The sequence below is a fragment of the [Pantoea] beijingensis genome (assembly GCF_022647505.1).
Lineage (GTDB): Bacteria > Pseudomonadota > Gammaproteobacteria > Enterobacterales > Enterobacteriaceae > Erwinia > Erwinia beijingensis.
The window spans coordinates 555,435-569,887 of record NZ_CP071409.1 but is presented as its reverse complement, the minus strand read 5'-3'; the positions used below and the strand labels follow the sequence as shown (position 1 = coordinate 569,887).

Annotated in this window: 13 protein-coding genes and 1 pseudogene; 9 read left to right on the top strand and 5 right to left on the bottom strand. The window is 51.1% G+C overall.

Going from position 1 to position 14,453, the window contains the following annotated elements; translation table 11 throughout:
- Positions 1-36: 36 nt before the first annotated feature.
- The 5 genes from J1C60_RS02635 (at position 37) to ridA (ending at position 4,037) form a co-directional block, all read left to right on the top strand.
- Positions 37-1,440 (top strand): YfcC family protein, encoded by a 1,404-nt coding sequence (locus tag J1C60_RS02635; RefSeq protein WP_128178554.1) that lies wholly within the window; start codon positions 37-39, stop codon positions 1,438-1,440.
- Positions 1,441-1,487: 47 nt separating this feature from the next.
- Positions 1,488-2,015, top strand: coding sequence for an arginine repressor (locus tag J1C60_RS02630; RefSeq protein ID WP_128178555.1), 528 nt, complete (start codon positions 1,488-1,490; stop codon positions 2,013-2,015).
- Positions 2,016-2,182: 167 nt separating this feature from the next.
- On the top strand, positions 2,183-3,118 hold the full coding sequence (gene pyrB / locus J1C60_RS02625) for an aspartate carbamoyltransferase (RefSeq protein ID WP_128178556.1): 936 nt from the start codon (positions 2,183-2,185) through the stop codon (positions 3,116-3,118).
- 13 nt (positions 3,119-3,131) lie between these two features.
- The gene (pyrI, locus tag J1C60_RS02620) at positions 3,132-3,596 is read left to right on the top strand and encodes an aspartate carbamoyltransferase regulatory subunit (protein ID WP_128178557.1); all 465 of its coding nucleotides are present in this window, start codon (positions 3,132-3,134) and stop codon (positions 3,594-3,596) included.
- A gap of 54 nt (positions 3,597-3,650) precedes the next feature.
- The gene (gene ridA, locus J1C60_RS02615) at positions 3,651-4,037 is read left to right on the top strand and encodes a 2-iminobutanoate/2-iminopropanoate deaminase (protein WP_128178558.1); all 387 of its coding nucleotides are present in this window, start codon (positions 3,651-3,653) and stop codon (positions 4,035-4,037) included.
- Positions 4,038-4,131: 94 nt separating this feature from the next.
- Here the strand turns inward: ridA and J1C60_RS02610 are convergent, their stop codons facing one another.
- A complete protein-coding gene (locus J1C60_RS02610; protein WP_128178559.1) occupies positions 4,132-6,516 on the bottom strand; it encodes a beta-N-acetylhexosaminidase in 2,385 nt (794 codons plus the stop codon).
- 510 nt (positions 6,517-7,026) lie between these two features.
- On the opposite strand from J1C60_RS02610, the gene treC reads away from it, so the two are divergent.
- Positions 7,027-8,685, top strand: a complete 1,659-nt coding sequence (gene treC, locus J1C60_RS02605) for an alpha,alpha-phosphotrehalase (protein WP_128178560.1) — start codon at positions 7,027-7,029, stop codon at positions 8,683-8,685.
- Positions 8,686-8,715: 30 nt separating this feature from the next.
- On the opposite strand, the gene celB is transcribed toward treC, so the two are convergent.
- The 4 genes from celB to J1C60_RS02585 all read right to left on the bottom strand — a co-directional run bounded on the left by celB (position 8,716) and on the right by J1C60_RS02585 (position 12,266).
- A complete protein-coding gene (gene celB / locus J1C60_RS02600) occupies positions 8,716-10,080 on the bottom strand; it encodes a PTS cellobiose transporter subunit IIC (protein WP_128178561.1) in 1,365 nt (454 codons plus the stop codon).
- 140 nt (positions 10,081-10,220) lie between these two features.
- Positions 10,221-11,531 carry a 6-phospho-beta-glucosidase gene (locus tag J1C60_RS02595; protein ID WP_128178562.1) on the bottom strand — a complete coding sequence of 437 codons (1,311 nt, stop codon included), beginning with the start codon at positions 11,529-11,531 and terminating at the stop codon, positions 10,221-10,223.
- A complete protein-coding gene (locus J1C60_RS02590) occupies positions 11,524-11,850 on the bottom strand; it encodes a PTS lactose/cellobiose transporter subunit IIA (protein ID WP_128178563.1) in 327 nt (108 codons plus the stop codon). The genes J1C60_RS02595 and J1C60_RS02590 overlap by 8 nt, the downstream gene beginning before the upstream one ends.
- A 107-nt stretch (positions 11,851-11,957) precedes the next feature.
- Positions 11,958-12,266 (bottom strand): PTS sugar transporter subunit IIB, encoded by a 309-nt coding sequence (locus J1C60_RS02585; RefSeq protein ID WP_128178670.1) that lies wholly within the window; start codon positions 12,264-12,266, stop codon positions 11,958-11,960.
- Between the two features lie 503 nt (positions 12,267-12,769).
- Between J1C60_RS02585 and J1C60_RS18645 the strand changes: the two are divergent.
- From J1C60_RS18645 to J1C60_RS02575, 3 genes and pseudogenes are all read left to right on the top strand, one after another.
- A pseudogene (locus J1C60_RS18645) lies at positions 12,770-12,967 on the top strand (MurR/RpiR family transcriptional regulator); the annotation flags it as partial.
- A 159-nt stretch (positions 12,968-13,126) separates the two neighbouring features.
- Entirely contained in the window at positions 13,127-13,897 is a 771-nt protein-coding gene (locus J1C60_RS02580; protein ID WP_128178671.1) for a MurR/RpiR family transcriptional regulator, read from the top strand.
- A gap of 41 nt (positions 13,898-13,938) precedes the next feature.
- Positions 13,939-14,403 (top strand): DoxX family protein, encoded by a 465-nt coding sequence (locus tag J1C60_RS02575; RefSeq protein ID WP_128178564.1) that lies wholly within the window; start codon positions 13,939-13,941, stop codon positions 14,401-14,403.
- The last annotated feature ends 50 nt before the right edge of the window (positions 14,404-14,453 follow it).

The following is a 14,453-nucleotide window of genomic DNA, read 5'->3' as shown; positions in this document are numbered from 1 at the left end:
CCGGCTGGCGATGCGCCATGTAATAAGGACATTATTGTGAAAAAATTTAAATTCCCTTCCGCCTATACCATCCTGTTTATTCTTATTGCATTGGTGAGCGCTCTGACATGGGTGATCCCCGCTGGCAGTTACGATATGGCCTTTAATAGCACCCTCGGACAGGAGGTGCCGATCGCAGGGACATGGCATCGCGTGGCTCCGCATGCTCAGGGCATCGCCGAGATGGTGTTGGCACCGATTGATGGGTTCTATAACCATAAAACTCATGAAGCGGGTGCGATTGATGTCGCTTTATTTATTCTGGTCGTCGGCGGATTCCTTGGGGTGGTGACGAAAACGGGCGCGATCGATGCGGGAATTGAGCGTGTCACTCAGCGACTGCGTGGCAAAGAAGAGTGGATGATCCCGATTCTCATGGCGCTCTTTGCCGCAGGCGGCACCGTTTATGGCATGGCTGAAGAATCACTGCCTTTTTACTCACTCATGGTACCGGTGATGATTGCTGCCCGCTTCGATGCGGTGGTCGGTGCCGCGATGGTATTGCTTGGCGCGGGTATTGGCACGATTGGCTCGACTATTAATCCGTTTGCTACGGTTATTGCCGCCAATGCCGCCGGCATCCCATTTACTGCAGGGATTGGACTGCGCCTGCTAATTCTGGCATTCGGCTGGGTCGTTTGTGTCATCTGGGTAATGCGCTATGCCATTAAGGTACGTAACGATCCCAGCAAATCACTGGTCGCCGATATGCAGGAAGAAAACCGCACCTTTTTTCTGGGAAACCGTCAGGATGGCCAGCTTGAATTTAATCTCACCCGCAAGATAATTTTGCTGGTGTTTGTACTGACGTTCGCCGTGATGATTTATGGTGTTTCCGTCCGCGGCTGGTGGATGGCTGAAATATCCGGCGTATTTTTAGTGGCCGCTATCATTACGGGCCTAATCGCCCGTCTCAGCGAAGAAGCACTTACCTCAACTTTTATCGAAGGTGCTCGCGACCTGTTGGGCGTTGCACTGATTATTGGTATCGCCCGCGGAATCGTGGTGATCATGGACAATGGGATGATCAGCCACAGCGTCCTGAGAGCCGCAGAAAGCGTGGTTAGCGGTCTCTCCTCAGCCCTGTTTATCAGCGTCGTCTTCTTACTGGAAGGGCTACTTTCTTTTCTGGTGCCATCGTCATCAGGACTTGCGGTACTGACTATGCCGGTAATGGCACCGCTGGCGGATTTTGCCCAGGTCAACCGTGAGTTAGTGGTCACCGCCTATCAAACGGCATCTGGATTAGTAAATTTACTCACGCCAACGTCCGCTGTCGTCATGGGGGGGCTGGCTATCGCCCGTATTCCCTATATTCGCTGGTTAAAATGGATCGCACCTTTATTTGCTATTTTATTGATTTTTTTAGTTCTTTCTCTAAGCCTTGCCGCTTTATTATAGAAACAACATGCTGTTTCTAATCATTTTACAAAAGGGACTTTCGTACTATGGCCAAAAAATGCAGCAAAGCGCGTGAGAAGGAAAGCCAACAACTCCTGCTCTGCCGACGACTTATCGCGAATAATCATTATCACAGTCAGCAAAACCTCAGACAGGATCTGCAAAAGTATGGCTATCATAATATTAGCCAGTCCACGGTATCTCGGCTGTTAACGACGCTTGATGTTATTAAAACCACGAATGTCAGAGGAGAAAAGATCTATGCGCTAAATCCGCAGCAGCAAGCCAAACCGGATGTGTTGCGCCCGGTATCTGATATGATTCTGAGCGTCGATTACAATGCAAAATTTGTGATTATCGAGGTTATTGCAGGTTATGCCCGCCCGGTTGCACGTATTGTTGAATCCCACAATCTTTCCGGCGTACTGGGGGTTGTCGCCAGTAATAATCATGTGTGGATCTCCCCACGTAATACCAATAATACCTACCTCCTGTATCGCCGAATTAGCTATTTATTGGGGCAAGCGCTGAAAGATGATTCAGGGCAACCGCACAAAGAAACACGTGCGTCTTGAAGCCGATAGCGATGCGCGTAGAATACCCAGCAATTTATCTGGCAAGGGTAAATTGCCCGTATTCAAACCTTGTCCAACTTTATGGGGTCAGTCCACTATTGAGGGGCATTTTTGTCCGCAATTCAGCACGCGCCTGCCCTGAGCACGGTCGCAGAGGAGAGTGAAGCATGGCCAATCCGCTTTATCATAAAAATATTATCTCAATCAACGATCTTAGCCGTGAAGAGCTGGAGCTGGTGCTGAGTACCGCTGCGCGCCTGAAAGCGCATCCTCAACCTGAGTTACTGAAACATAAGGTGATTGCCAGCTGTTTCTTTGAAGCCTCAACCCGTACGCGCTTGTCATTTGAAAGCGCCATCCACCGACTAGGGGCTTCCGTCGTTGGTTTTTCTGATGGCAGTAATACCTCGCTGGGTAAAAAAGGCGAGACGCTAGCCGATACAATCGCCGTGATTGGCACCTATGTTGACGCCATCGTTATGCGTCATCCTCAGGAAGGTGCGGCGCGCCTGGCCACTGAATACTCGGGGGGCATTCCGATCCTCAATGCGGGTGACGGGGCTAACCAACATCCAACGCAAACGCTGCTCGATCTGTTTACCATTCAGGAAACACAAGGCCGCCTGAATAACCTTAACGTGGCAATGGTTGGGGATCTGAAATATGGCCGTACCGTGCACTCTCTGGCGCAGGCACTGGCTAAATTTGACGGCAATCGCTTCTTCTTTATCGCCCCGGATGCGCTTGCAATGCCGGGTTACATCACCGATATGTTGGATGAACAAGGCATTCCGTGGAGCCGCCATGACACCATCGATGAGGTGATCCCACTGGTTGATATCCTGTATATGACACGTGTACAGAAAGAACGCCTCGACCCGTCCGAGTATGCCAATGTAAAAGCGCAATTTATTCTGCGGGCCGCCGATCTGGCCGATGCGCGTGACAACATGAAGGTGCTGCATCCGCTGCCACGTATTGATGAGATTACCACGGACGTTGATAGCACACCGCATGCCTGGTATTTCCAGCAAGCCGGTAATGGTATCTATGCTCGTCAGGCGCTTCTGGCGCTGGTGCTCAATAGCGAACTGGCTCTGTAAGGAGGAAAGAACGATGACACAAGATAATAAGTTGCAGGTTGAGGCGATTAAACGCGGTACGGTTATCGATCACATCCCCGCGCAGGTTGGATTTAAGTTACTGACGTTGTTCCGCCTGACGGAAACCGACCAGCGCATCACGATTGGTTTGAATCTGCCTTCCGGCGAGTTAGGACGTAAGGATCTGATTAAGATTGAAAATACGTTTCTGACCGAAGCACAAATCAACCAATTAGCGGTGTACGCACCGCACGCTACCGTTAATCGCATTGATGAATATGAAGTGGTCGGAAAGAGCGCGCCTGCGCTGCCTGACCGCATTGAGCGAGTACTGACATGTCCTAACAGTAACTGTATCAGCCGCAACGAACCGGTGATGTCCAGCTTCGCGGTGAAAAAACGTCATGATGAGGTACAGTTGCAGTGCAAATATTGCGAGAAGTCGTTTGCTCACCATGTGGTGCTGGCAAACGGTTAACGTCTGGTATACTGATGCATCATCTTCAGTGTGAATACCTTTTCAGGAGAAGTCATGTCTCGCGAAATCAGTACAGATAAAGCACCCGCGGCAATTGGTCCCTATGTTCAGGCCGTTGATTTGGGCAGTATGATCATCACCTCTGGCCAGATTCCTGTCGATCCTAAAACCGGTACGGTGCCAGACGATATTGCAGCTCAGACGCGTCAATCGCTGGATAACGTGCAAGCGATCGTAGAGGCTGCCGGCCTGAAAGTGGCAGACATTGTTAAGACCACGGTATTCGTTAAGGACCTTAACGACTTCGCGAGCGTGAATGCGACCTACGACGCTTTTTTCACCGAACATCAGGCCAGCTTTCCGGCACGTTCCTGTGTAGAAGTCGCGCGCCTGCCGAAAGATGTGAAGATCGAGATCGAAGCGATCGCCATACGTAGCTAACCCGCGGACGCATCCCGGGGAGCTTACATCAGTAAGTGACCCGGGTAAGACCGCGCAGCCAACGCAGAGGCCGCGGCAAGTATGACGGGTATCTTTATTTACTGGCCCTCAACAACTTCTCCACCGGATAAACCAGCGCAATCACCACCTCATCCTGTGTGCGTGCTGCTGCGTTCAGCGTGGCATGCATTGCTGCCACTTCCCGCGCACCAAAGGCTCGCTCGTTCTCCAACGCATCCAGCAGCATATTCCCCATTTGAGCAATATCTGCCACCTGCTGTGCCACAGGACGCAACGCGGTTAACTGATAATTGCGCTCAAGCAGCGGCAAGACCTGTGTAATATTGTTTTGCCAGTACGTCAGTTGCTGGCGTATAGCCTGTGTGGCCTGCTTATTGTCCCGATCCTCGATTAACGCATCGACCTGCTGATCTAAGGCCCGAACCTTATCACTCTCTGACGGCAGTATGTCCGCTAAGCGGTTCAGTGGCTCGGCGGCATCGTAATTGCCCGCCTGAAATTTTAGGTGCTGGCGAGTGTAATACTGAGCAGGTTCCAATACCTCGCTAAGAATCTGCAATGGCACGATATCGCTGCTGTTGGCCAGGCGAACCATTTGCGCCTGCGCTTCCTGATGCTGTTGCAGGCCCACTGAAACGGCTGACCAGCGATCCACCGCCGCCAGACGGCGATACATATTCGCCTCATCCGTGACATCCTTTGCCGACCATAATCGCTCGGCAATAACAAAAGCGCGCGGCCATAATTTCACATCCAACAGGTTAGCATTGATGTTTTCTGCCCACACTGCCGCTTCGCCCCCCAACAGATTTTCCTCTTGCTGCCGTGCATTAGGCACAACAGGCTGAATCCCCGGTGGCACCCGCTCAAGACGACGACCCGAAGCGGGATAACGCACATTGCCCACCCGCATGTAACCGTCCAGCGTGTTCTGCGTTAACTTTACCACCGGCTGCACTTCCCCCATCCAGCTGTCCACGCTGAAGGTAACTTTATCGGGTGCCAGCCAGTTGATATTTTTCACCATGCGGCGGGATTTACCGGCAAAATCAATGAAACCACGCCAGCCATGTCGCCCATCAATCAGCGTAAAACTGCCTTCGACGGCGCTGCCTTTCAGACGCGGCATGGTAAATTTCCAGCTTTGCACATGTTCATCATTTTGTGTCTGATCCGCGCCGCCCAGACCTTGCATTGTTATCTCATTGCGATAGTGATAAGCCGCAGGCTGGGGTTGGTCCAGGTAGAAACCGGTGGAGAGGATGCCACGATAGTTATCACTGGCGATATTGCCCAACGCATCTTGCCCTTGCCAGGACTGGATCACAATATTACGAGGTAGATCAGGATGATAGATTTCATCCCAACCCACCATTTGTCGCTGATGTTTCTCAAGAATTTTTTCAAGGCGCTGGTTGAAGTACGCCTGTAACGCGTGCTCATCCTGAAGCTGATGCGCTTTCATAAATTGTTGAATTTGCGCCGACGCTTTCCACTGTGTGGCATCGACTTCATCCCCTCCGATATGGAGATAAGCATCAGGGAATATCGCCGCCATTTCACCAATGAGGGTATCAATAACGCGGTAAACCTGCTCGTTGCTCGGATCCAGCAGCGGCTGAAACACTCCCCAACCGCGCTCCATTTTGTAAGGCCCTGGCGCACTTATTAACTCCGGCATCGCAACGGCAAGGGCAGACGCGTGTCCGGGCAGGTCAAGCTCCGGTATTACGCGAATACCGCGTTCGGCCGCATAGCGAACGATCGTTTTCATCTCATCTTGAGTGTAAAACAGACCGTCACTGGCCTGTTGCTGGAGTTGGGGATAGTGAGTGGACGCAAAGCGCCAGCCCTGGTCATCCGTCAGATGCCAGTGAAATACGTTCATTCGCGCGGCGGCCATGCCCTCAATCTGCCGCTTAATCACCTCAAGCGGCATAAAATGGCGCGCAGAGTCAATTAAGACACCGCGCCATGGGAAGCGAGGCTTATCCTGGATCTCAACCAGCGGAATAAAGGTATTCTGGCTGTCGTTTTGAATCAGCTGTAACAGTGTTTCCATGCCGTGCATTGCGCCAAAACGGGTATTGGCTCGCAGCGTCACACCTTTTTCCGTCACCGATAAATGATAGCTTTCATCACTGTCTAACTTCGGCTGCGTATCAACCGCTTGCGTAATATTGATACTGATGGTGGGAGTGTCGATGCGTTCTTCTCGTGGTTCCAGTTCCCAACCGGTTTGCCGTGCAATACGCTGGCGCCAACGCTCAAGCGCGCCTTCAAGGTTATCGCCGTTGACTTTTAAGGTTAGTTTTCGGTCAAGAACCAGCTTTCCCCCGGTAGCAGGTTGTTCTACCTGCTGTGGCCAGGGCATTAACGGTAAGTCACCCGCAGGGGCTGCAAATGCGTTAAGAGAAAGTAATATTGACGAGGCGAGTAAGGTTTGTCGCAAAAACATAAAATACTCCCTTATAAATAATGACGGACCAAAAATTAGCGAAATAAGCGCAGCTTAATGCGGCTGAAACGGCACATCTGCAGCGTGTAGTATGACGGTATAAAACATAATTCGTGCCCCGCATCAACCACACGATGGTGAAAGTCTGAGCGGCTCGTAAATTTTTGCAACAACCTTATCAACGGATTTACTTAACTTTTTTTTTCCAGCTAATCGTGCGCTATCCCGTTGTGCGGCAACTTGTTATCCATTAGCCGGATCATTAGCGGTGCAATTTTTCATGTCTTTGCAGGCGTTTGCTGGTTTCGATTCGTCAGTTAATAGCTAACCTTAAGACAGGCTAAAAAAAACCAACGCTCCTTTTATACCCGGGCGAGGATGTTGCAGGCTGTGCCGCAGTTCTGAAAAACACCAGCCAGGTTTTAACCGGTCATACGACGCATACAAAGGCGTTGAATAATCCAGGGTATAGGCAGGGGAAACTTTCGCCATGACAATCAGGATTAAGCAATGAATAAAATTCCACCATGGTGGCAAAACGGGGTTATTTATCAAATTTATCCGAAGAGTTTTCAGGATACGACCGACAGCGGGACGGGCGATTTGGCAGGCGTCATTCAGCGCCTGGATTACCTTAAATTGCTTGGCGTTGATGCGATTTGGTTAACGCCTTTTTATATTTCACCGCAGGTGGATAACGGTTATGACGTCGCAAACTATACCGCTATCGATCCCTCATTCGGCACACTGACTGATTTCGATAATCTGGTTGAGCAGGCACATCAGCGCGGGCTGCGTGTGATCCTGGATATGGTGTTTAACCACTCATCAACCCAGCACCACTGGTTTCATGAAGCGCTGGATCGCGAAAGCCCCTATCGTTCTTACTATATCTGGCGTGACGGTACACCAAATGAACCGCCCAATAACTGGCGATCCAAGTTTGGTGGCCACGCCTGGCGCTGGCACGCCGAGAGCGGTCAGTATTATATGCATCTGTGGGCGCCGGAGCAGGCCGATCTCAACTGGGAAAATGAAAATGTGCGCGCGGAGCTTAAGCAGATCGTCAATTTCTGGGCCGATCGTGGCATCGATGGGCTGAGGCTTGATGTGGTGAATCTGGTCTCTAAGCACCAGGATTTTCCTGACGATCCGTACGGTGACGGACTGCGCCTTTACACTGATGGTCCACGTATTCACGAATATATGCAGGAGATGAGTCGCGATGTCTTTCGTCCACGTGAACTGATGACGGTCGGCGAAATGTCTTCCGCAACGCTGGAACACTGTCAGCGCTATGGCTCGCTGGACGGTGAAGAACTGTCGATGGTGTTTAGCTTTGACCATGTCGAGGTCGATTTTTATCAGGGGCAAAAATGGACGCTGACACCGCTCGATTTGGTGGCGCTTAAAGCCATTTTTACCCACTGGCAGCAGGGTATGCACAATAAAGCATGGAATGCGCTGTTCTGGTGTAACCATGACCAGCCACGTGTCGTTTCACGCTGGGGCGACGAAGGTCAATATCGCGTTCAGTCGGCCAAACTGCTGGCCATGGCGCTGCACGGCATGCAGGGCACACCCTATATTTTTCAGGGAGAAGAGCTGGGGATGATCAATCCTCACTTCACACGCATTATCGATTACCGCGATATTGAAAGTCATAATATGTATGCCGAACTGCGCGCACAGGGCCGCGATAACGACAATCTGTTGGCAATCCTCGCGGGTAAATCACGCGATAATGGGCGAACCCCGATGCAGTGGGATAACAGCGAAAATGCAGGTTTTACTGGTGGTACACCGTGGATCGGCATGAGCGATAGCTATGAAACCATTAATGCAGCAGCAGCAGTTGCTGATGAAAACTCGGTGTTTTATACCTACAAGCGACTAATCCAACTGCGTAAAACCCACGATATTTTGACCTGGGGCGACTATACCGACCTGCTGCCAGAACACCCTTATTTGTGGTGCTATCGTCGCGAATATGAGGGTGAAAGACTTATTGTCGCCGCTAACCTCAGCCGTGAAGCACAATCCTGGCATCCCGATGCATTCAGCGATCGCTGGGAGGTACTGATGAGTAACTACGGCGATCCCCATACGGCACCTGGCGAAATGATGCTGCGTCCGTATGAAGCCGTCTGGTGGTATCAGAAACGATAACATATCAGGCCGGTTTCCCGGCCTGATGCCTTATGCTTGTGTCACCTCGCCGGTACTGCGAGATGTTGCTGCAGAGCTCTCTGTCGCCTGTTGCTCCTCACGTAGCTTCAGTCGGTCCCAGGCACGGAAGAAGGGATAATACATCGCCAGTGAAATCGTCAGGTTTACCGCCTGCAGCACGGTGCCTGAAATATGGCCGCCGGTTGCCAGGTAGCCACTGACGAAAATGGGGGTGGTAAACGGTAGCGCAATACCGGCAGGCGGTGCGACGAGTCCCGTCGACATGGCCAGGTAAGACACTAATACCAGCACCACCGGCGTCAAAATAAACGGCAGAAAGAAGTAAGGATTCATGACTAACGGGATACCAAACACCATGGGTTCGCTGATATTAAATAACGCGCCAGGTGCGGCTATTTTGCCTAACTGCTTCATCTGGGCGCTGCGACTTCTCAGCAGCATAAACAGGACCAGCCCCAGCAGCGCCCCCGTTCCCCCCGGGGCAATCCATAAATCATAAAATTGCTGGGTAATAATGTGGGGAATCGGCAGATTATGCTGAAAAGCGTTCAGGTTTTCCGTCATGTTTGACAACCATACCGGCTGAATAAACACCAACACAATGGCGTCGCCGTGCAACCCTAATGTCCACAATACGCCGATCAGGATCACCGAAAAAATCATCCCCGGCAGCGTGCCGCCAACGTGATGCATCGGAATACCAATAATGGTCGCAATCATATTATTCACATCGCCAAACGGTGAGGCCTCCACCGCCAGACGCAACGCCAGTACGACGGCCAGTACGCAGAAACCCGGTACCAGCGCCAAAAAAGACTTCGCGACGGCGGGAGGCACACCTTCCGGCATCCGGATCACCAGGTTACGACCGCTAACAAAACGGTAGATCTCCGTCGACAGCAGCGAAATGATGATGGCGACAAATAGCCCCTGGCTACCGATTAGGTTCACCGGGATCACCCCGTCGACGATCTTCTGGGCCGCACCTTCTACTGGCGCAAATAGCGTATGCTGGGGAATCGTCATCATAAAGGCAACCAGCGACATCGCGCCGCTGGTCAGCGGATCAATGGTGCGATACTTCTCTGCGAGCCGGTAGGCGATACCGAAGCTGGAAAGGATAGCCATGATGTCATAAGTCGCTTTAACGGGATAAAGCAGCTTGTCGCGCCAGGCATCGCCAAATAGCCCCGCCATCATATCGCCATATGCCGGGATCGGCAGATAAGCAAAGATCAGAAAGAACGATCCGATCAACATAAACGGCATGTTGAGAATGATCCCATCACGCACCGACAGCACATGTTTTTGCCCGGCGACTTTGAGTGCTGCTGGCAGCACGTAACGCTCAATCAGTGATTTACTTACCGACATATACACCCCCATCGTCGATTCGATGTCGACGTTTTTATTGTTTATCTTCTTTCACAGGCCTGGTTGTTTTCATCATCGGAATGAAACCCTCCATCGCTAATCAGCGCTGGCTGGCCACACAACCATGTCAAGCGCCTGTTTTAAGACGGTTGGTTAAATTGTGGTAACCATGACTTATTGATGGTCAGGACTTCTTCCAGCAGGTCACTCGCAGTAGCCAGATTGCCAATCAGCGGATTCGTGACCAGCGCCAATAGCGCGCTATCGCGGTCGCCGTGTACCGCAGCCTCAATGGTCAAACGCTCAAAATCTTTGACCTGCTGTGTTAGGCCATTCATGGCTGGTGGCAAACGGCCAAAGGTGATGGGATGCGCGCCCTGCGCATCAATCATGCAGTTGGTTTCGACTACGGCATCGTCGGGCAATCCTTGAATGGCACCATTATTACGACAGTTGACGACGATCTCTTTGCCGGAGTTGTTGTGAATCGCACGGATCAGTTCCACTGCCACTTCAGAATAGTAAGCACCGCCGCGAAAGCTGAGTTGTTCCGGCTTATGATCAAGCTGTGGATCGGCATACAGCTCAAACAGTTCAGCCTCTACTTTCATCACCTGTTCGGCACGCGTACCTCTCGACTGAGCCGCGTCGACTTCCTCTTCAAGCATGGTTTTCGTTTGATAGAAGTAACGATGATAAGGACACGGGATAGCCCCTAATGCCTTCAGGAAAGCGGGGGGCCAGGGTACGTCTTTGATGTTATTCATTGATAAAGCACTACCGTCACACAGCAGATCGATCACTTTTGCAGTGACATCTTTCCCCTGCTGAGTCACTTTGTGAATCCAGACCATATGGTTGAGTCCGGCAAAGCGTAAATTTACCTCGTCACGCTTCGCGTTGAGCATACCAGCAATCATATGGTGCATAGTGATCGGTACGTTACACAACCCAATGATTTTTGCCTTACTGTAGCGGGAGACCGCTTCAGTGACGATCCCTGCGGGATTGGTGAAGTTGATAATAAAGGCATCAGGCGCCAACTCTTCGACTTTGCGGGCCACTTCCAGCATCACAGGGATGGTCCGCAACGCTTTAGCAAAACCGCCAACGCCGGTCGTCTCCTGTCCAAGCATTTGATATTTCAATCCCAGACGCTCATCGGCGGCGCGGGCGGAGAGCTGCCCCACGCGTAGCTGAGTCAGCACGAAGCAGGCACCTTTTATCGCATCATCCAACGTAAAATGGACGCTCACTTTCACCTGTTCCAGTCCATTATGCTTGAGCATACGCCGCGTTAGTGCCGCGATAATCTCCACTTTTTCCCGTCCGGACTCAACGTCTACCAGTGCCAGTTCAGTAACGGGCACCTCCTGATAACGCTGAATAACCCCTTCCATTAATTCTGGCGTATAGCTGCTGCCACCGCCGATAACCGCAATCTTAAGCATGTTGTTCTCCTGTTGTCGGTAAACGGCGATACAGCGCGATAATATCGGTCGCCAAATCCTGAATAACCATCGCGTTCATCAGATGGTCCTGCGCATGAACGGTGATTAATGTCACCGGCAGCTTGCCGCTACCTTCATCCATACCAATCAATTCAGTTTGCATCTTATGTGCCTCACTCACCGCCTGCTTTGAGGCGCTCATTGCGCTCTCTGCGGCGATAAAATCGCCTTTTCTGGCCTGCTGCAGTGCGCTGAGCGCATGGCTACGCGCCGTTCCCGCCTGTACCAGCAGCTCCATGATGGTGCTCTCAAGTTCCATAAAAACCCCTCTTTGACCGAATTCAGGATGCAGCAATCCACACGTTGTGAGGCAACGTGAAAGAAACACAGAAAAATTAAAAAGTTATTCGACAGAACACCGAAAAATCAGGAAGCCACCAGCGTCAGCGCTTTATCCAGAACTTTGTCGCCGCGCATCGTGCCGTAATCCATCATGTCGATCACAGCGACCGGCTTGCCCAGTGGCTTTGCCAGTTCAGTTAAACGCGCAATTTCGTACTGGACCTGGGGGCCAAGCAGCACAACATCAGCATCATTAATGATTCGTTCAAATTCCGAAACCGGCACTGCATCAATGAAAATATCCAAATCGCGCTTTTGCACTTCAGATTTCATTTTATTGACCAGCATGCTGGTCGACATACCGGCGGCACAGCAGAGAATGATTCGCATAATTTTACCTCGACGTTCATTGAGCCAGGGACGAACCGAATAGATAGCCAACGCACAGGTCACGTGGGACATGAAGGGTGCACGATTCTTCATAATTCAGGTGCAGGCGATGGCAAGTCCAGGATAGACGGTTCTCCGGTTTGCTCTGCGCTTGCTGGCCTCGTGAGCCAGCAGACCTGTAGCCAGAAGTATGACGAATATATAAGCCAGAAGCCCTCCGCCCTGTAAATACCCTGGCGGCATACGTTTTGTTTATAGATTCAGTAAATCTTTCTTAATCATAAAGATATAAAAGGCGTTGCATGAAAATTTTTTTCACAGGTGTGATCAAGATTGCCTTTTTTTTATTTATAGTGATAATGAAAAAACATTTTTTTGCTTAAATATCAAAATATTAACCATAAAATCAGCCATATTGCATACATAAAATCGTCTGTGAAAATATTTTTCATACGGTATGATGGTACAACAGGCCATCACCTTGTGACTTGAGGCAACATCACCATATGAACATCGTCTGGCAGATTCAGACCGGATTAGATCGTTTACCGCCGCAGCAATCACGGGTGGCGCGCTTTGTATTGGATAATTTGCGCTTCTCTTCCACTGCCAGTATCGAGCAACTGGCCGCGAAATCAGGGGTTAGTACCAAAACGCTAACGATTTTCGCTCGCTCTGTAGGATGCAAAGACTTGGATGATTTTCTCAAACAGTTGCGTGCGCTTCATCAAAATCAGATTGATGAAAATAGCGTGCAGCCAGCCATAGCCGGTGATATCGATTACGCGACGACGACGACGCTGGAAAAGCTGGCGGCAAAGGCGGGGATTGGCCCGGAGACATTAAAACGCTTTGCGCGGTCTATTGGCCGCGAAGATTTTAGCGATATCCTTTTCCAGATACGTTGCCGCCTCAATGAGCTAAGTCAGCAGGAAGCACGCGTGGCGCGGACTATTCTTGACGATGTCGATTTCGCTTCCTCAGCCACCATTGAGCAACTGGCTTCGCAGGCCGGCGTCAGTCCCGCCACCATTACGCGATTTGCAAAATCAGTGGGCTGCGAGGATATTCGTGACCTGCGCATGAAACTTGCGCAGGCCAGCGCCGCACATTCGCGCTATTTACCCGCCCGTGAGGTGGTGTCTAACCTCCCGGAAAGCTGGCAACAACAACTTAGCCGTATGCAGGGTGCGATCCAGCAGCAGCTACAGCGCTCGTCGCCCGAAAACTATCAGAGTGCTGCCGGTATTCTAGAACGCGCACGTAGCGTGCAAATTTTCGCGCTCGGAGGCGTCGATATTGCCTTTGCTACGCATTTACAACTGCAACTACTGGAAAATGGGATCGTAGCAACCCTTTGCCAGGATGTGAATTTGATGCGTATGACGGCCGCCACGCTTAATGACGATCATGCCTTGCTGGTGCTGGCGACGGGAGAAGCCGATCACAATCTGCAAAGTGCTACCTTACAAGCGCGCGAGCATGGATTGCCAATTGTGGCACTCACCGCTGACCGTAACCCGCTGGCTAATATGGCTACCGTGCTGTTGCCGCTGCCGGATTCAACGATACAAGCTCGTTATGGCGTACTGATGGCTATGGATTTACTGACCGAAGGGCTGAGCAGCCGTTGAAGGTATGGTATGATTTACCCTATCTGAGTAAGGAGATAACGATGGCACGATGCCTTTCCCTGTTTAAAACCCACGGTGGTGGTTGCTTTCTGCCGCTAACGCTGATGCGTATTGCTTTAGGCCTGTTCTTTTTTGCCTCCGGCTTCAACAAGGTATTTATTCCCGCCAATCAGGCGATAATGCTTGATACCATTACGGAAGCAGGGATCCCTTTCCCGGCTTTTATGGCGGTATTTGTTGCCAGCTGTGAGACGCTCTTCGGCCTGCTGCTTGCGATTGGCCTTCTGTCACGCCTGAGTGCGCTCGTGCTCACTCTCATTAGTATGGTCGCTTTGCTCACCGTCGGGCTACATCAGATTCCTGCCGATATTAACGCCCTGACGTGGTACAGCTGGCTGTTCTACCTGCCAGAATCTGGCTATATTCTCATCGGTCTGCTAATCATGGTGCAGGGCAGCGGTCCTTTTGGTGTAGATCGCATAATTACCCGTAAATATATACCTTGAGTGACTATCGCGGCTGAGACGATCCCCTTTTCAGCCGCTTCTCTCGCTGT